The following is an 18,403-nucleotide window of genomic DNA, read 5'->3' as shown; positions in this document are numbered from 1 at the left end:
AGCTTGCTAACGATCACGCGTTGAACATTGACCCACGTGAGCATATACTCAGTGGGTCCGCATTTCTGTAACAATTCAATAAGATACTGTTTTTACTTTTGCGACTTTGTCGCTGGGATGGCGTCTGCACGCAATGTCCTGGTGGGGCGCGTCAGACATTTCTCTTCAAAATCATACCGCTGTACACGGCAGACGGGGAGCGCACGGGTGCCCGTGGCTTCGCTTTCAGGCTTGAGGATATTGGCTATTCTTTCCTCAGGTTTAATTCGGAAAGGTGATGGAGACGCTATGAGTTCATCAGTTATCGAAGAAGTGAGCCTTGAAGAAAACCACTGGTTTCGCATCGTCAATGAACTGCTGGAGCGCGCGGATATTCGGGTCAATGGCAGCCGTCCTTGGGATATTAACGTCAAACATCCCGATTTTTTTAAACGCGTATTGCAGCAGGGCTCAATTGGACTGGGTGAAAGTTACATGGATGGCTGGTGGGACTGTGAGCAGCTGGACGGTTTTTTTCACCGCGTGCTGAAAAACCGTCTCGACAAACAAATACCCCGGCACGTTAAGGACACGCTCCGTATTGCGGCCGCGCGTCTGATGAATCTGCAATCTAAAAAACGCGCGTGGATAGTCGGGAAAGAGCACTACGATCTGGGCAACGACCTGTTTACGCGCATGCTTGACCCTTACATGCAATACTCCTGCGGTTACTGGAAAGACGCCACCACGCTTGAACAAGCACAAGTCGCCAAGCTGGATATGATTTGCCGTAAACTGCAGCTTGAACCGGGCATGACATTACTGGACATCGGCTGCGGCTGGGGCGGACTAGCCGAATATGCCGCCCGACACTATGGCGTGAAAGTGCTGGGTGTGACCATCTCTGCTGAGCAGCAGCGCATGGCCCAGCAGCGCTGTGCCGGGTTGGACGTGACGATTTTGCTCCAGGATTACCGCGATCTCGATTTGCAATTTGATCGCATTGTCTCGGTGGGCATGTTTGAACACGTCGGTCCCAAAAACTACACGACCTACTTCCGCGTGGTCGATCGCAACCTTAAGCCTAATGGGCTGTTCTTGCTCCACACTATTGGCGCAATCGTTACCGATATGAACGTTGACCCGTGGATCGACAAATATATCTTTCCCAACGGGTGCCTGCCCTCAGTGCGGCACATCGCTGACGCCAGCGAGGGCCATTTCATCATGGAAGATTGGCACAATTTTGGCGCCGATTACGACACCACCTTGATGGCCTGGCACGAACGCTTTCAGCAAGCGTGGCCGCAACTGGCGGAGGCCTATGGTGAGCGGTTCAAACGCATGTTCACCTATTATTTGCATGCCTGCGCCGGTGCGTTTCGCGCGCGGGATATTCAACTATGGCAAGTGGTGTTTAGCCGTGGCGTTGAGGGAGGATTGCGCGTCGCGCGCTGACGAATGTGGTGTGCCGAGGTCGGGCACCTGAGGGTGCCCGTTCATCGCGCTTATTTACAGATTATCACTGCTCTCCGCCACCGCTTGCGCCACCAGCGCGGCCTCTCGCTGCGCCAGCACGCGCTCAACCGTTTCAACAATCGCCTGCGTATGCGGATCGATTTCAATGTTGACCTTGTGCCCCAGCTTTTTTGCCCCCAGCGTGGTGCGCTCAAGCGTTTCAGGGATCAGATGCACGCAGAATTTACTTTTGGTCACGTCACCAACCGTGAGGCTGATACCATCGATGCCGACAAACCCTTTATGCAGGATGCATTTGATCTGCGCCACGTCCTGTAATTTGAACCAGATTTCTCGATTGTTTTCGGACTGGATAATTTTGCAGATCTCTGCCGTGGTCATGATATGGCCAGACATCAAATGGCCGCCAATTTCATCGCTGAATTTGGCCGCCCGCTCAATATTGACTCTGTCACCCACCTTGAGTTCGCCCAGGTTGGTGATGCGCAGCGTTTCCTTAATTAAATCAAAGCTCACGCAGTCACCGTCAATGGCGGTGACGGTCAGGCAGCAGCCGTTGTGCGCTACCGAAGCGCCCAGTGCCAGGCCCGGCAGGAGTTCCTGCGGCAAGCGCACCGTGTGCGTGCGAAAAAGCTCTTTTTCCTCAATGGCAATAATTTCTGCAGTGCCCTGCACAATTCCAGTAAACATATTCTACGCCTCTGCAACATTTGCCCCAGTTTAACACAGCCTGGGGTGGCGCGTTGAATTTGGCGGCGGGCAAACTTTACACATCTGGCGAAACGAAGTGCGAACAACGTTTGGTAGAACGCGCGGCTGCCGCTAAACTGTGTCGCGCAATCCAGGGGACCTCTCCCCGCGTGAAATTCATTTCTTTTAAGCAGGTATAACGTGCAGAAGTATTTTACAGAAGCGCGTCAATTGCTCGCCCTTGCTATTCCCGTGATCCTGGCTCAGGTAGCGCAAACAGCGATGGGCTTTGTAGATACCGTAATGGCCGGTGCGGTAAGCGCCACGGATATGGCCGCCGTTGCTGTCGGCACCTCTATCTGGCTTCCCGCCATTCTTTTTGGTCACGGTTTACTGCTGGCATTGACGCCCACCGTTGCGCAACTCAACGGTTCAGGACGCCGCGAGCGTATTGCGGAACAGGTTCGCCAGGGATATTGGCTGGCGTTTGCCGTCGCGCTGCTGATTATGGTTGTCCTGTGGAATGCAGGCTATTTCATTCATCGCATGCACGATATTGATCCCCAGCTTGCGGAGAAAGCCGAAGGCTATCTCCATGCGCTGCTGTGGGGGGCGCCGGGTTATCTCTTTTTCCAGGTGGCGCGCAATCAATGTGACGGGTTATCGAAAACCAAACCGGCCATGCTGCTCGGTTTTCTTGGGCTACTGCTCAACATCCCGCTAAATTACGTGTTTATTTATGGCCACTTTGGCATGCCTGCGCTGGGCGGCGTGGGCTGTGGCGTCGCAACCGCCTCGGTCTGCTGGGTGATGTTTATCGTGATGCGCTACTGGCTAAACCACATGCCAGCCATGCGCGATATTCGTATGGCTTCTCGCTGGTCTGCGCCGTCGCGCGCGATCCTGCTGCGCTTATTCACGCTGGGCTTGCCCGTGGCGCTGGCGCTGTTTTTTGAAGTGACGCTGTTTGCCGTGGTGGCGCTGCTGGTCTCACCACTGGGTATTGTTAACGTGGCAGGTCACCAAATTGCGCTTAACTTTAGCTCGCTGATGTTTGTGCTGCCGCTGTCGATTGGCGTCGCAACGACCATTCGCATAGGGTTTCGTTTGGGACAAGGTTCGGCGGAGCAGGCGCGGGTCGCGGCGTGGACCGGCCAGGGAATTGGTATCAGTATGGCGGCGCTGACCGCGCTGTTCACGGTGATTTTTCGCGAACACATTGCCACGCTTTATACCGATAATCCGGCGGTGATCGCGCTGGCAGCGCATCTCATGCTCTTGGCGGCCATCTATCAATTTTCCGACTCGATTCAGGTGATCGGCAGCGGCATTTTGCGCGGTTACAAGGATACCCGCTCCATCTTCTTCATTACCTTTATCGCGTATTGGGTGCTGGGTTTGCCGGTGGGCTACGTACTGGCGCTCACCGATTGGGTGGTGCAGCCGATGGGGCCTGCCGGGTTCTGGTGCGGCTTCATCGTAGGCTTAACCTCCGCCGCAATAATGATGATTTGGCGTATTCGCCGTATACAGCGCCAGTCAGCGGCGCAGATTCTTGCACGCGCAGCCCGCTAAGTGGCTGAACATGGCGAGGTTTGCCTTTTGACGCTTAAAAAACCGGCGGGTCGCGCAGTTGCTGGTCAGTCGTGAGGGAAAATCATTTTTTCCCTTGCCAGCCTCGCGGCCTGCCGTTAATATTCGTCCCCGCTGTCGCCCTGACAGCGTGTTGCGCTCTTAGCTCAGTTGGTTAGAGCACCACCTTGACATGGTGGGGGTCGATGGTTCGAGTCCATTAGAGCGCACCAATGTGCGTCCGTAGCTCAGTTGGTTAGAGCACCACCTTGACATGGTGGGGGTCGGTGGTTCGAGTCCACTCGGACGCACCAAATTACTGTATGCGCTCTTAGCTCAGTTGGTTAGAGCACCACCTTGACATGGTGGGGGTCGATGGTTCGAGTCCATTAGAGCGCACCACTCTGGTTGTACTTCTTTGCGCAACGCACACTTCTTTGATCTCCTTCTGTTTCACCGCCTGCTTTTATGTTGGTTTTCGCATACTTACCGCTTATAATGTGGTCCGTTGTTTTACCTGAAAGGTTTCAGCGCTAACGTGCCTAAGCAAACTACGATAATGAGTTGCGCAACACTGCCCAATCAGTTCCTTTCTGAACTGCGCAACTTCTCTGCACGCTCTGCCTCCGTCACCTATCCTTACTCCTGTTCGCTCCTGATCAACTTAGACACATTTTCATTTCGCTGCGCAGCGCAGCGGACCCAGACCTCCATCATTCATCACAACTTACAGACAATCTGATATGAAAAAGACCAAAATCGTATGCACCATCGGTCCGAAAACCGAATCGGAAGAGATGTTGACTCAACTGCTTGAGGCTGGCATGAACGTGATGCGCCTCAACTTCTCACACGGTGACTATGCCGAGCATGGCCAGCGCATTGCCAACATGCGTGCCGTGATGGAAAAAACCGGTCATCAGGCCGCGATTTTGCTGGATACCAAAGGTCCTGAAATCCGCACCATGAAGCTTGAAGGCGGCAACGACGTTGCGCTGAAAGCAGGACAAACCTTCACGTTTACCACCGATCAATCTGTCATTGGCAACAGCGAGCGCGTTGCGGTCACCTACGCGGGTTTCACCGAGGACCTTAAGATCGGTAACACCGTGCTGGTGGATGACGGCCTGATTGGTATGCAGGTTACGGAAGTCACGGAAAACACCGTGGTGTGCACGGTTTTAAATAACGGTGACCTGGGTGAGAACAAAGGCGTTAACCTGCCGGGCGTCTCTATTCAGCTGCCTGCGCTGGCAGAAAAAGACAAACGTGACCTGATCTTTGGCTGCGAACAAGGCGTCGATTTTGTTGCCGCTTCTTTTATCCGCAAGCGTTCCGACGTGCTGGAAATTCGCGAACACCTGAAAGCCCACGGCGGCGAGCACATCCAGATCATCTCTAAAATTGAGAATCAGGAAGGCTTGAACAACTTTGATGAGATCCTCGAAGCTTCAGACGGCATCATGGTGGCACGCGGCGATCTTGGCGTAGAAATCCCGGTTGAAGAAGTGATCTTTGCCCAGAAGATGATGATCAAGAAGTGCAACAAGGCGCGCAAGGTGGTCATTACTGCAACGCAGATGCTGGATTCGATGATCAAAAACCCGCGCCCTACCCGCGCGGAAGCAGGCGACGTGGCAAACGCCATCCTGGACGGTACCGATGCGGTGATGCTGTCCGGTGAAAGCGCAAAAGGGAAATATCCACTGGAGTCGGTGACCATCATGGCCACCATCTGCGAGCGCACCGATCGCGTGATGAAATCGCGCATTGGCGAACTGCAAGATTCGCGCAAGCTGCGCATCACCGAGGCGGTGTGCCGCGGTGCGGTTGAGACCGCAGAGAAGCTGGAATCCCCGCTGATTGTGGTCGCGACCGAAGGCGGCAAATCGGCGAAAGCGGTGCGTAAGTACTTCCCAGACGCCACCATTCTGGCATTGACCACGAACAGCACCACGGCGCGCCAGTTAATTCTCAGCAAAGGCATTGAAACGCGTGTGGTGTCTGAAATTGCCTCAACCGACGATTTCTACCGCATTGGCAAGGAAATGGCGCTGGAAAGCGGATTTGCGCAAAAAGGCGACGTTGTAGTGATGGTGTCCGGTGCGCTGGTGCCCAGTGGCACAACCAATACCGCCTCGGTGCACCTGCTCTGATAAGGTTTTAAATTTTATTTAAGGCGCCTTTTTAAGGCGCCTTTTTTTATTCTGCCTTAATACATAATCAGGAATTTTCCAATCGATAATAACTATTCAATATCCGGCGGAATTAAGGTTAGTCCGATTAAATCTCTCTGTTTTAGCTAAATATTTTCATCATCTTCTGTGAAACGCTGCTTCTTTGAGCGAACGATCAAATTTAAGCATGTTCTCATCAAAAATTTATTCTCAACTTAAAAAGCTTTGTGTAATACTTGTAACGCTACATGGAGATTAACTCAATCTAGAGGGTATAAATAATGAATCGTACTAAACTGGTACTGGGCGCGGTAATCCTGGGTTCAACTCTGCTGGCTGGTTGCTCAAGCAACGCTAAAATCGACCAGCTGTCTTCAGACGTTCAGACTCTGAACGCTAAAGTTGACCAGCTGAGCAACGACGTGAACGCAGTGCGTTCTGACGTTCAGGCTGCTAAAGATGACGCAGCTCGCGCTAACCAGCGTCTGGACAACCAGGCTCACTCTTACCGTAAGTAAGAGTTCTGGTTTGAAAAATGGTGCCCATGTGGCACCATTTTTTTTGTCCTGAAAACCGCTTCTGCTTAATTTTCTTTGGCCTGCACCTCGGCACGCTTCGCTTGTGCTGCCTCTGTCTTCTCCACAGCGCTACCCGCGCTAGCGGTTACCGGCTCGCCGCTGCTGACCAATACCGGCATGCCGGAGCGTCGCGCAATCGCCGCGTTAATCAACGCCGTATCGCTCTGCGGCGCGCGCACAAACGCTTTCATCGCGGCAGTGAGCGGAATCGGCATCGTTTGCGGATCATCTTTGTCAGTGCGTGAGAGCGGCTGATGCACCTCAATGTAACGCTTACCATCAGGTTCAATGGCGTACTTTATCGGTTGATTGACGATCTGCACGCGGGTGCCTTCAGGAACGCGGGCAAACAGCGCCGCAATATCATCCGGTCGCAGGCGAATGCAGCCGGAACTGACGCGCATACCAATGCCAAAATCCGCGTTGGTTCCGTGAATCAGATACTGGCCGGTTCCTCGCGCCAGACGCAGCGCAAACAGCCCCATGGGATTGTCGGGGCCCGCCGGCACGACGCCCGGCAGCGTAATCCCCTCTTTCGCATAGCGCTTGCGGATATTGGGCGTTGGCGTCCAGGTCGGATTAGCGATCTTTTGGCTGATACGCGTGACCATACTCGGCGTAGCGGCCCCTAGCTGGCCAATGCCGATAGGATAGACCACGACCCTGTTCTCCCCTTTGGGGTAGTAATACAGACGCAGCTCCGCCAGATTAACCACAATGCCCTGACGCGGCGCGTCCGGCAGCAGCATCTGCAGCGGTACAGTGAGCTGAGTGCCGGCTTTAGGTAGCCAAGGGTCAACGCCGGGATTGGCTTCCAGCATGCCCAGCAGGCCTATCTTGTAATGCGCAGCAATGTTCTCCAGCGGACGCTTGTCATCTGGAACGGTGGTAAGCACATTCTCGCCGATTAATCGGCTGTTTTCAGCGGGAAGAGGATATTCCGTGGCAAAAGTGGGTGCAGAGAGTCCGAGACAGGACAACAGCAGTGCACCGGCTATACGTAACGCTGGTTTCATGCAATTTTCTCTTTGTCGGATAGAAAAGACCCCGGTCAAGCCGGGGTCTGGAGAGTGTAACCTAGGAGAGCGTCTGAGCGTTATGGCGGATTGCGCGGATCATCGCTTCCAGCCCTTGCGAACGCGTTGGGGTAAGGTGCTGGGTCAAGGCAAGTTGTTCAAACCAGTGACGGACATCCAGATCGAGAATTTCCTGCGGCTTCAGCCCCTGATAAAGACTAAACACCACGGCAATCAAGCCCTTAACGATTGCGGCATCGCTGTCGCCCTCGAAAGAGAGCGTGCTGTCTGCTTGCGGGGTCATGCGGATCCACACCTGACTCTGGCAGCCCGAGATCGCGTGTTCTGCCTGGTGCAAGCTTTCAGAGGATTCTGGTAATTTTGCCCCGAGTTCAATGATGTAGAGGTACTTCTCTTCCCAGTTCGCGCAACGGTTAAAGTTACGCACCAGCTTCTCTTTGTCTGGCAAATTCGCCATGCATTACTCCTGAAATCTGATCACGCGCCCAGCAGACGATGAATACGGCTCAGCCCGGCCGCCAGGCGATCCGCCTCTTCTTCGCTGTTGTACAGGGCGAAAGAGGCACGGCACATCGCGGGCACGGCAAAATGACGCATCAGCGGCATCGCACAGTGATGCCCGGTGCGAATGGCAATACCGTATTGATCGAGGAAACTGCCGACGTCAAAGGCGTGGTGCTTACCGAGATTAAAGGCGATGACACCGCTGCGGTTTTCTGGCCCATAGATGGTCAGGTCGGGGACAGAAGCCAGCTTGTCCAGCGCATAACGCATCAGCGTGGCTTCACGTGCATGAATGGCCTCCAGGCCCAGCTCGCTGATCCAGCCGAGTGCCGCACCCAAACCGATAATACCGCCGGTATTCGGGGTGCCCGCCTCAAAGCGCCACGGCGCACTGTTCCAGGTGGTGCCGGTTGGCAACATGACTTCACCAATCATAGACCCGCCGCCTTCCCACGGCGGCATCATCTCCTGCAGCGCCTTACGCGCATACAGCACACCGATACCGGTTGGGCCATAGATTTTATGCCCAGAGAATACGTAGAAGTCGCAATCAATGTCCTGCACGTCAACGGGGTGATGCATGACCGCCTGCGCACCGTCAACCAAGGTGACGATGCCGGCCGCTTTGGCGCGCGCCACGATCTCTTTAACCGGATTCACCGTGCCCAGCACGTTGGAGACGTGCGTCACAGCCAGTAAGCGTGTGCGCGCATCAATCAGACTGTCTAGCCGCTCCAGCGCCAGTTCACCGCGGTCGTTAAGGGGAATGACGCGAATCTCCGCCTCGGTTCGCGCCGCCACCATTTGCCACGGCACGATGTTAGCGTGGTGTTCCATCTCCGTGATGATGATATTGTCGCCCGGCTGCAGTTGACTGCCGCCCCAGCTGTTAGCCACCAAGTTAATCCCCTCGGTGGTGCCTTTGACGAAAATAATCTCCTCGGTATCTGCCGCGTTAAGAAAACGCGCCGCCTGCGCACGCACATTTTCCATGTCCGTGGTGGCCTGCGCGCTCAGCGAATGGATGCCGCGGTGCACGGCCGCATAGCCGTGCTGATAGAAATGGCTTTCCGCGTTAATCACGGCAAGCGGGCGTTGTGCGCTGGCCGCGCTATCAAGATAGGCCAGCGGGTGTCCGTTGACCTCACGTTTCAGGATCGGAAATTCCGCTCTGATTCGTTCGAGATCGAAACTCATGACGCAACTCCGGGAAAACGGGCTGTAATACGCTGCAGTACTGCCTGACGCAGCGTCTCATCTTCCAGTGCTTCCGTCAGCTCAGCCGCGAAAGCGTGGATGATCATTTGCTGCGCAGCATCCTCGGCGATACCACGTGAACGCAAGTAGAACATCTGCTCTTCATCGATACGACCAATGGTGGCACCGTGGCTGCACTTCACGTCATCCGCATAAATTTCCAGCTGAGGTTTGGTGTCCACTTCCGCCAGGCGGCCCAGCAGCAGGTTGTTGTTGGTCATCTGACCATCCGTTTTCAACGCGTGCTGCGCCACTTTAATGTGGCCGTTAAACACCGCACGGCCTTTGTCGCGGGAGATGGTCTTATGCAACTGACGGCTCAGGCAGTGGCCTTTGTTGTGCTCCAAATAGCTGCGGGTGTCCGCAACTTCGGCGTTGATCGGCAGCACCAAGCTGTTTAAGGCCAGCTGGCTGTTTTCACCGTTCAACTGCACGCTGGTGTTATGACGCGACAGGCCTGCGCCCAGCAAGAAGCTGGTACTGCTTACCTGCGCATCAGAGCCAATAACCATATCATTGTGCGCGAAGTGGTAGCTGCTGCTCTCTTCAAACGCCAGTTTGATATGGTGCAGTTGTGCATTGTCTGCCACCGTGCAGGTCAGACGCGCACCGGTGAAGTGGGGTGCGCCGTTAAGCGTCACATAGTGCTCAATCACTTTGGCTTCAGCGCTCTGCTCCAGCTCGATATGGTGGCGGTGGTGAACGGTGTTAAGCGCCTCACTCTGACCGCTGGTAATGTGCACCAAATAAAGCGGGCGCGCGGCCGATTTGCCGCGGGCGAGACGAATGTGCGTCACTTCTTCGGCCAAGCTTTCGGTCAAATGCAGAAAGACTTCTGGCTGAACAGGCGCAGGCAGCGGACGGCGTTCGGCCGCGCGGCTGTGCGCGATCTCGAACAGGTCGCTGTCGCTTGTGCTCAGCTCAGGCTGAAAGCGTCCATCAACGAACACCAGACGAACGGCGTCCAGCGGCAGCGACAGCGCGTCAACCTGCTCCGCGCTCACCGCAGCAGACTCTGCGAGCACAAATTGGTGCGACAGCAAGTTATCCAGCGCGGTGTATTTCCAGTTTTCGTGCTTACGCGTAGGCAAGCCGAGGCGCATCAGCTGTTGCCAGTGCTGCTGTGCCTGAAGCGAGCGCGCACCACCGCGCGACTCAAACAGATGATGCCACTGTTGCAGGGCGCTATCACTCTTCGTCGGTAAGCCAGCCATAGCCTTGCTCCTCCAGCTGTTTAACCAGCGTAAAGTCGCCAGATTTCACGATTTTGCCTTGGTACAACACGTGCACGTAATCAGGCTTGATGTAGTCAAGAATACGCTGATAGTGCGTGACGATGATGAAGGCGCGCTTGCCGTCGCGCAGGCTGTTGACGCCTTCCGAGACAATTTTCAGCGCATCAATGTCCAGACCGGAGTCGGTTTCATCCAGAATGCAAAGCTCAGGCTCAAGCGCCGCCATCTGCAGAATGTCATTACGCTTTTTTTCACCGCCGGAGAAGCCCACATTAACGGAGCGCGTCAGCAGATCCTCTGGCATTTTCAGCAGGCGGATTTTATCTTCGATAAAGTCCTGGAAATCAAAACGATCCAGCTCGTCCTGCTCACGATATTTACGCACGGCATTGACCGAGGTTTGCAGGAAGAATTGGTTGCTGACACCTGGGATCTCAACCGGATACTGGAAGGCCATAAAGATGCCTTCACCGGCGCGTTCTTCGGGCTCCAGCGCCAGCAAGTCTTTATCTTTGAATGTGACCGAACCGCCGGTGACTTCGTAGTCTTCGCGGCCAGCAAGCGTCGCTGACAAGGTACTTTTACCCGAGCCGTTCGGGCCCATGATAGCGTGGACTTCACCCGGCTTAATCTCAAGGTTGAGTCCGCGCAGAATCGCTTTGTCTTCAACGCTTACCTGTAAATCTTTAATGCTTAACATACTCTTTCCTTCACATTGCTTCCGGCAACGCGTGTGGCATCAGCCGACACTGTGCTCAAGGCTGATGGCTAACAGTTTTTGCGCTTCCACGGCAAATTCCAGTGGCAGCTCGGAGAAAACGTCTTTGCAGAAGCCGTTGACGATCATCGAGATGGCATCTTCTTCGCTGATGCCACGCTGCAGACAATAGAACATCTGATCTTCACCGATGCGCGAGGTCGTGGCTTCATGCTCCAGCTGGGCCGTGTTATTACGCGTTTCCACATACGGGAACGTGTGTGCGCCGCAGTCGGGGCCAATAAGCATGGAATCGCACTGGGTAAAGTTACGGGCATTGGTGGCTGTCGGCATAATTTTCACCAGACCGCGATAGGTGTTCTGACTTTTGCCGGCTGAAATCCCTTTCGAGATAATGGTCGACTTGGTGTTCTTACCAATGTGAATCATCTTGGTGCCGGTATCGGCCTGCTGACGGCCGCTGGTCAGCGCCACAGAATAGAATTCACCCACAGAATAATCGCCGCGCAGGATGCAGCTTGGGTACTTCCACGTGATAGCGGAGCCCGTTTCTGACTGCGTCCAGGACATTTTACTGCGCTCACCTTCACACAGCGCACGCTTGGTCACGAAGTTAAGGATACCGCCCTCGCCTTCACCGCCCGGGAACCAGTTTTGCACCGTGGAGTATTTCACTTCCGCGTTTTTGTGAATGATCACTTCTACCACTGCGGCATGCAGCTGATAGGTGTCACGCACGGGCGCGGAGCAGCCTTCAATGTAGCTGACGTAGCTGTCTTCGTCGGCGATAAGAATGGTGCGCTCAAACTGGCCGGTTTTGGCGGCGTTGATGCGGAAGTAAGTAGACAGCTCCATCGGGCAGCGCACCCCTTTCGGGATGTATACAAAGGTGCCGTCCGATGCGACCGCTGAGTTCAACGCAGCAAAGAAGTTATCGTTATGCGGCACGACGGTGCCCAGATACTTCTGCACCAGCTCTGGGTGGTCGTGGAGGGCCTCACCAAACGAACAGAAGATAATGCCCTGCTCGGCAAGCTTATCGCGATAGGTGGTCGAGACGGACACCGAGTCAAAAATCGCGTCCACCGCCACTTCTTTGCCTTCGCGTACTGGGACGCCCAGCTGATTGAATGCGTCTTCAACTTCTTTCGTCAGGTAGTCAGCAGCCGCTGCGGCACCGCTTGAGGCTTGCGTGGCGCCGGGCTCGGAAGCACAGCTGTCGTCGCAGTTGCCGCAAGATGGCGCTGAGTAGTAGCTGTAATCCTGATAATCCAGCTTGTCGTAGTGCGCTTTCAGCCAGTGTGGCTCTTCCATTTCTAACCAAGCGCGAAACGCTTTGAGACGGAACTCCAGCATCCACTCCGGTTCATTACGCTTGGCCGAAATGGCACGCACCACATCTTCGTTGATGCCGTGCGCCAGTTCGTCGGTTTGAAGCTGGGTAAAGAAGCCCTCTTTGTAGTTCAGGCTGCCTTCCCAGGTTTGTACATCATCAGATGCTTCGCTGTGTCGTGACATATTTCACTTACTCGACGCCAAAGCTTTCACCGCACCCGCAGGCGTGCTGAGCTTTAGGGTTGTTGAATTTAAAAATCTGGTTCAGGCCTTCACGGACATAATCCAGTTCGGTGCCGTCAACAAACGGCATCGCCTGAAGGGGCACAAACAGTTTCGCGCCATGTTGCTCAAATTGCAGGTCATCATCAGCGGGCTCTTTGACAAGATCCATGACGTAACCAAATCCGGCACACCCGGACTGCTTCACACCCAGTTTCAACCCCTTGACTTCAGGGTCCTGTTCCACCAGGTTAAGAATTTGTTTCGCTGCCGATTCGGTCAGCGTTAGCCCTTTCCAGACGAAATCTTCGGGTGAAAAGGAAGCGGCATTAACAGATGACATAGTGCTACCTCGTAAGTCAGGACCTTTTCAGGCTATCCCCCTATGGTAGTGATATCGCCTATCACTTCAACCTCTTGTTTTGCAGGGATAATCATCTAGTGCTATTTTTTCTGCTGCTTAATTAAGCATAGTCTCTTGGCGCAGTACCGTGAGACGTGATTTAACCCACGTCATATCTGCGTAAGCTGCTGATAAATAGTAACTTTACAAAAAGGGACTTTTTCAAAATCTCATGATTGATAGGTTACGCCTTTACGCGATGTAAAGAGATTGTTGTTGCCGATTTTAGTAACAGGTATGGGAAATCAATAAATTTCACTGCGGGAATTGCATTCCTGACGCGGCTGAATATGATAATGATTATCATTAACCTACATACGGTGGCGATATGACGCCCAGCGTCTCGGCCTGGTTACAACGCAACATCGACGCATACCGCTTTTCAATACGCGACATCACGGTCGACTTCTACATGGCGCAAGCCAAGCTCGATCGCACCGACTGCTCCCTTGAGCAGCTGCGCCGCTTCAACGACACTTGCCTCGACATGGCAGAGATATGCGCGCTCAACGGCGACGATCGCAGTTACTTGCACGCGCTGGGTAAACTCCACCACCGTTTGGTGCAGGAGATAAGCAACGCCGACCGCGAACATCTCTTTCGCGTTCAAGCCTACCAGCTGGCGCGTCTCTCATTAACGCGTTTATGTCACCAGCTTGCCCTGTGCGGCGAATGGGATCAGGCCACCCGCCTGCAGAGCGACTTCATCCGGCACGCAGGCTGGATATTCTAATCCAGCTTTGTGACGGCTCCTACAATTTGTTTACATCATTTCCAACAGCGCCTGTAGCGGATGGCGCATGCCGTTGCCCTCGGCGCGTTTCACCTGGCTGCGGCAGGAAAAGCCGGTGGCCAGACAGCGCTGACGCGGCAATCTTTGCAGCTGGGGATGCCATGACAGGGTATAAATTCCCAGCGAGTTTTCCACATTCTCACGCTCATGACCGTAGGTCCCCGCCATGCCGCAGCACCCCACATTGATGTTTTCCAGTTTTGCGCCGAACCGGGAAAAAATGGCCTGCCATTGCGCGGGGGTTGCTGGCAGCGCCGTGACTTCCGTACAGTGTGCAAACAGATACCAGGATTCACCGCTGGCGGGTTGTTCACTGCGTTCGTCAAGCGCCGTAGCCAGCCACTCGTGCACCAACTGTACAGTGAACTCGCCGCGTTTTTCGCCCAACACCGCGTGATACTCGTCGCGATAACAGAGCACCGTAGCGGGATCGATGCCCACCATTGGCGCCCCCAGCTTAGCAACCCGGTTAAGAAATTCGGCGGTTTTCAATGCGGTACGTGCAAAGCGCTGCAGAAATCCTTTGACGTGCTGGGCTTTGCCGTTGGGCGAAAAGGGCAGCAGTACCGGACGGTAGCCCAATTTTTCAATTAATTTAATGAAATCGGCCACCAGCTGGGCTTCGTAATAGCTGGTGAAGGGGTCTTGCACCACCAGCACGCAATTTTCACGCGCGCCGCTGTCCATGGCTTCCAATTGCTCCAGCGTCATATTCATCGCCGGATGCCCGCTGAGCTGCTGGCGCAGGCTAGGTGACGAGAGCAGCGGCAAGTCCACCATTCCCACGTGGGTTTTGCTCATTTCGCGCAGCCACGGCTGTTTTAAAAAGAAATTAAACACGCCGGGCGCTTTCGCCATCAGCGGAGCATACTGTTCAACCGACGCCACTAAGTGATCGCTGAGCGGGCGTAAATAACGCGTGTGGTAAAGCTGGAGAAAACGCGCGCGAAAGTTCGGCACATCAATTTTGATGGGGCATTGCGTCGAACAGGCTTTGCATGCGAGACAGCCGGACATCGCCTCTTTCACCTCGTGCGAAAAATCATATTCTCCCTGTTTGGCATGCCAGGTATTACGTGTGCGCTGTATCAGCGCGCGCAGGCTCACGCCCTGTTTGGGCAAGGCCTGCTCCAGCTGCACCGGATCAACACCTTGTTCTGCGAGCAAACGCAGCCATTCGCGCGTCAACGACGCGCGCCCTTTAGGCGAATGAATGCGATTACGGGTGATTTTCATAGACGGGCACATCGGACTGCGCGCATCAAAGTTAAAGCACAATCCGTTGCCGTTACACTCCATCGCGCCCCGCCAGTCGCTGCGCACCGTCACCGGAATTTGACGATCGTAGGTACCCCGCTTGACCGCATCGACTTGCATCATGGGGGCGTCACTGCCAAGCGGCTGACAAATTTTACCGGGATTAAGGCGATTGTCCGGGTCAAACGCCGTCTTGATGCGACGCAGCTCGGTAAAAAGCGTCTCGCCAAAAAATGCCGGACTGTACTCCGCGCGAAATCCTTTGCCGTGTTCGCCCCACAGCAAACCGCCGTAGCGGGCCGTCAGGGCCACCACCTCGTCTGAAATGCGCTTCATCAGCATCTCCTGCTGCGGATCGCACATATCCAGCGCCGGGCGTACGTGCAGCACGCCAGCATCCACGTGCCCGAACATGCCGTAACTTAAGCCGTGGCTGTCCAACAGCGCGCGAAACTCCACGATGTAATCAGCCAACTGCTCGGGAGGAACAGCGGTGTCTTCAACGAAGGGAATGGGTTTAGCGCGCCCTTTGGCATTGCCCAACAGCCCCACCGCTTTCTTGCGCATATTATAGATGCGCTCAATGCCGCCTAAATCGTCGCACAATTGATAGCCGATCACGCCGCCGGCATGCTGTTCCATGAGCGCATCCAGCCGCAGGCAAAGCTGGCTAACCTGCCGCGCGATCAGCTCGGCGTCGTCGCCCGCGAATTCAACAATATTCAACCCCAGCAGGGTCTTGTCCGGTACATCGGTAATCAGCTCTTTCACCGAGTGCCAGACAATGTCCTCGCGCGCCAAATTGAGCACCCGTGAATCCACGGTTTCGACCGACAGCGCCTTGGCGTCGACTAAAAAAGGCGCGTTGCGCAGCGCTGAATCGAACGAGTCATATTTAATGTTCACCACGCGACGCACTTTCGGAATGGGGGTGATGTTCAGGCGCGCTTCCGTGATAAACGCGAGCGTGCCTTCGGCACCGCAAAGCAGCCGGGTGAGATCAAACGTCGTTAAATCGTCACTCAAAACGTGGCGCAGGTCATAGCCGGTAAGGAAACGGTTGAGTTTGGGAAATTTTTCAAGAATCAGTGCACGCTGCTCGCGGCAGCGGTTCAGCACGGTCTTGTAAATGTGTCCAATTCGGCTCTCCTCGCCGGCCAGCTGCTCCGCGAGCGACGTGGGCATGGCATGAGTATCAAGGATGTCACCGCCCAGCAGCACGGCGCGCAGCCCCTCCACATGATCGGAGGTTTTGCCGTACACCAGCGACCCCTGGCCTGACGCATCGGTATTGATCATGCCGCCCAGCGTCGCACGGTTGCTGGTGGAAAGCTCCGGCGAGAAAAAATAACCATAGGGTTTCAGCCACGCGTTGAGCTGATCCTTAATCACGCCCGCTTCGACACGCACCCACTGCTGCTCAACGTTGATTTCAAGAATGCGATTCATGTATCGCGACATATCGACCACGATCCCCTGGTTGAGCGCCTGCCCGTTGGTGCCCGTACCGCCGCCGCGCGGGGTAAACACCAGGCTGGTAAAACGCGACTCACCTGCCAGGCGCGCAATAAGCGCAACGTCAGCCGTTGAGCGGGGAAACAGCGCGGCATCCGGTAATATCTGATAAATGCTGTTATCGGTGGCCAATGCGAGACGATCGGCGTAGCTGGTGGCGGTATCGCCGGTGAAGCCCTGTTCTTTTAGCGACTGCAGGAATGTCAGCACCAGTTGAACGAGGCCTGGCGCCTGAGAAATCTGTGGGATCATTTGCGTGACCGAGAAGTTGTAAACGTTTGCGTAGCGATTTTATCAGCCTGTGGTTTTATCATATTTTTTGCCACGCTGCTGCGTTTTAAGGAAAGCCACCGGGGGGCGACGCTTTTTTCTGTTTAATTTTCAGGAAATAGCTCATCATTGAGTCAGTACATCGCACCCTAGCTGAAAGGGTCAATTGAGGTCTTACGCTGTGATGAAAAGCCTGCAACGCGGTATGGATTTACCGCAACTCCTGTTTTCGCTGATGTTCATGCTGATTATGATGGTCGCCTCGCTCTGGGTGGTGTGGCCCTTTATCCTCGGCTTTGCGTGGGCGAGCATGGTGGTTATCGCGACCTGGCCGCTGATGATACGTTTGCAGCACCTGCTGTGGGGACGGCGCTCGCTGGCGGTTATCGCCATGACACTGCTGTTATTACTGCTCTTTATTATTCCGATTGCCCTCCTGGTAAGCAGCCTGATTGATAATAGCGCACCGGTCATTGCCTGGGCGACGCAGCGTCACTTGGTACTGCCTGATTTCGCGTGGCTACGGGAAATTCCCTATGTCGGCCATAAAGCCTACCTTAACTACCACAAAATGGTGGATGGCGGCGGCGCTGCCATTATGCGGCAGGTTCAACCCTACATCGGCCGCACCACCGGTTTCTTTGTGGCGCAGGCCGGTCATTTTGGCCGCTTCATGCTGCATTTAGGCCTGATGCTGCTGTTCAGCGTGCTCCTTTACTGGCGCGGCGAGCAAGTGGGTTTTGGCATTCGCCATTTTGCCTATCGCATGGGCGGTGCGCGCGGTGATGCGGCAGTGCTGCTGGCCGGCCAGGCGATTCGCGCCGTGGCGCTCGGCGTAGTGGTCACCGCGCTGGTTCAAGGGGTATTAGGGGGAATTGGGCTGGCCGTGTCCGGCATTCCTTATGCCACATTGCTGACCGTCTTGATGATCTTAACCTGCCTGGTGCAGCTGGGGCCACTGATCGTGCTGGTCCCCGCTATTATCTGGCTCTACTGGAGCGGCGACACCACTTGGGGCACCGTGCTACTGATCTGGAGTTGCGTGGTCGGCACGCTGGATAATGTGTTGCGCCCGATGCTGATTCGTATGGGCGCCGACCTGCCAATGATATTGATTCTGTCCGGCGTCATCGGCGGCCTGATCGCCTTTGGCATGATTGGGCTGTTTATCGGTCCGGTTGTGTTGGCGGTATCCTATCGTTTGGTCTCGGTCTGGATGCATGAGTCACCGGCGCCGAATGATGCGCCTGACATTGCGATTGAGGCGTTAGCTGAGCATGACGACGAGTTACGCTAACGTTCTTCTGTGCGGTGCCATGCGCGCCGCACCGCTCCCGCACATTTGACCCCACAACGTTACTACAGCCGCGCTAACGGAATTG

15 protein-coding genes and 3 tRNA genes are annotated in these 18,403 nt (G+C 54.9%); 9 read left to right on the top strand and 9 right to left on the bottom strand.

Annotation, left to right across the window (positions count from 1 at the left end; translation table 11 throughout):
- The first annotated feature begins 288 nt into the window (after positions 1-288).
- The gene (gene cfa, locus LU196_RS12040) at positions 289-1,437 is read left to right on the top strand and encodes a cyclopropane fatty acyl phospholipid synthase (RefSeq protein ID WP_232757597.1); all 1,149 of its coding nucleotides are present in this window, start codon (positions 289-291) and stop codon (positions 1,435-1,437) included.
- 54 nt (positions 1,438-1,491) lie between these two features.
- On the opposite strand, the gene LU196_RS12035 is transcribed toward cfa, so the two are convergent.
- On the bottom strand, positions 1,492-2,148 hold the full coding sequence (locus tag LU196_RS12035) for a riboflavin synthase subunit alpha (protein WP_232757598.1): 657 nt from the start codon (positions 2,146-2,148) through the stop codon (positions 1,492-1,494).
- A gap of 201 nt (positions 2,149-2,349) precedes the next feature.
- On the opposite strand from LU196_RS12035, the gene LU196_RS12030 reads away from it, so the two are divergent.
- From LU196_RS12030 to LU196_RS12005, 6 genes are all read left to right on the top strand, one after another.
- Complete coding sequence (locus LU196_RS12030; protein ID WP_232757599.1) at positions 2,350-3,723, top strand: MATE family efflux transporter; 1,374 nt, start codon at positions 2,350-2,352, stop codon at positions 3,721-3,723.
- Positions 3,724-3,876: 153 nt separating this feature from the next.
- Positions 3,877-3,953, top strand: a tRNA-Val gene (locus LU196_RS12025).
- 4 nt (positions 3,954-3,957) lie between these two features.
- Positions 3,958-4,034: transfer RNA gene (locus LU196_RS12020), tRNA-Val, on the top strand.
- Positions 4,035-4,045: 11 nt separating this feature from the next.
- Positions 4,046-4,122, top strand: a tRNA-Val gene (locus tag LU196_RS12015).
- A 341-nt stretch (positions 4,123-4,463) separates the two neighbouring features.
- Positions 4,464-5,876, top strand: a complete 1,413-nt coding sequence (gene pykF, locus LU196_RS12010) for a pyruvate kinase PykF (RefSeq protein ID WP_232757600.1) — start codon at positions 4,464-4,466, stop codon at positions 5,874-5,876.
- A 302-nt stretch (positions 5,877-6,178) separates the two neighbouring features.
- Positions 6,179-6,415 carry a major outer membrane lipoprotein gene (locus LU196_RS12005; protein ID WP_006118977.1) on the top strand — a complete coding sequence of 79 codons (237 nt, stop codon included), beginning with the start codon at positions 6,179-6,181 and terminating at the stop codon, positions 6,413-6,415.
- Positions 6,416-6,480: 65 nt separating this feature from the next.
- On the opposite strand, the gene LU196_RS12000 is transcribed toward LU196_RS12005, so the two are convergent.
- From LU196_RS12000 to sufA, 7 genes are all read right to left on the bottom strand, one after another.
- Positions 6,481-7,491 (bottom strand): L,D-transpeptidase family protein, encoded by a 1,011-nt coding sequence (locus LU196_RS12000; protein ID WP_232757601.1) that lies wholly within the window; start codon positions 7,489-7,491, stop codon positions 6,481-6,483.
- A 61-nt stretch (positions 7,492-7,552) separates the two neighbouring features.
- The gene (gene sufE / locus LU196_RS11995; RefSeq protein ID WP_232757602.1) at positions 7,553-7,969 is read right to left on the bottom strand and encodes a cysteine desulfuration protein SufE; all 417 of its coding nucleotides are present in this window, start codon (positions 7,967-7,969) and stop codon (positions 7,553-7,555) included.
- Between the two features lie 20 nt (positions 7,970-7,989).
- Positions 7,990-9,213: a cysteine desulfurase SufS gene (gene sufS / locus LU196_RS11990; protein ID WP_232757603.1), complete on the bottom strand. Its 1,224-nt coding sequence runs from the start codon at positions 9,211-9,213 to the stop codon at positions 7,990-7,992.
- The gene (sufD, locus tag LU196_RS11985; protein WP_232757604.1) at positions 9,210-10,487 is read right to left on the bottom strand and encodes a Fe-S cluster assembly protein SufD; all 1,278 of its coding nucleotides are present in this window, start codon (positions 10,485-10,487) and stop codon (positions 9,210-9,212) included. Before sufD ends, sufS begins: the two co-directional genes overlap by 4 nt.
- The gene (gene sufC, locus LU196_RS11980) at positions 10,462-11,208 is read right to left on the bottom strand and encodes a Fe-S cluster assembly ATPase SufC (protein ID WP_232757605.1); all 747 of its coding nucleotides are present in this window, start codon (positions 11,206-11,208) and stop codon (positions 10,462-10,464) included. The genes sufD and sufC overlap by 26 nt, the downstream gene beginning before the upstream one ends.
- Before the next feature lie 39 nt (positions 11,209-11,247).
- Positions 11,248-12,744: a Fe-S cluster assembly protein SufB gene (sufB, locus tag LU196_RS11975; RefSeq protein WP_232757606.1), complete on the bottom strand. Its 1,497-nt coding sequence runs from the start codon at positions 12,742-12,744 to the stop codon at positions 11,248-11,250.
- A gap of 7 nt (positions 12,745-12,751) precedes the next feature.
- On the bottom strand, positions 12,752-13,126 hold the full coding sequence (gene sufA, locus LU196_RS11970; RefSeq protein ID WP_232757607.1) for a Fe-S cluster assembly scaffold SufA: 375 nt from the start codon (positions 13,124-13,126) through the stop codon (positions 12,752-12,754).
- A 388-nt stretch (positions 13,127-13,514) separates the two neighbouring features.
- On the opposite strand from sufA, the gene LU196_RS11965 reads away from it, so the two are divergent.
- Positions 13,515-13,919, top strand: coding sequence for a hypothetical protein (locus LU196_RS11965; protein ID WP_232757608.1), 405 nt, complete (start codon positions 13,515-13,517; stop codon positions 13,917-13,919).
- 30 nt (positions 13,920-13,949) lie between these two features.
- Here LU196_RS11965 and LU196_RS11960 read toward each other — a convergent pair whose 3' ends face one another.
- A complete protein-coding gene (locus tag LU196_RS11960) occupies positions 13,950-17,003 on the bottom strand; it encodes an FAD-binding and (Fe-S)-binding domain-containing protein (protein WP_232757609.1) in 3,054 nt (1,017 codons plus the stop codon).
- 202 nt (positions 17,004-17,205) lie between these two features.
- Here LU196_RS11960 and ydiK point away from each other — a divergent pair, with 202 nt between their 5' ends.
- Positions 17,206-18,318, top strand: a complete 1,113-nt coding sequence (gene ydiK / locus LU196_RS11955; protein WP_232757610.1) for an AI-2E family transporter YdiK — start codon at positions 17,206-17,208, stop codon at positions 18,316-18,318.
- Positions 18,319-18,403 lie beyond the last annotated feature (85 nt).

Origin of the sequence: Pantoea sp. Mb-10 (assembly GCF_021272205.1) — a bacterium.
Classification (GTDB): domain Bacteria; phylum Pseudomonadota; class Gammaproteobacteria; order Enterobacterales; family Enterobacteriaceae; genus Pantoea.
The sequence above is the reverse complement of the archived record's forward strand: the minus strand, read 5'-3'. Positions and strand labels throughout refer to the sequence as shown.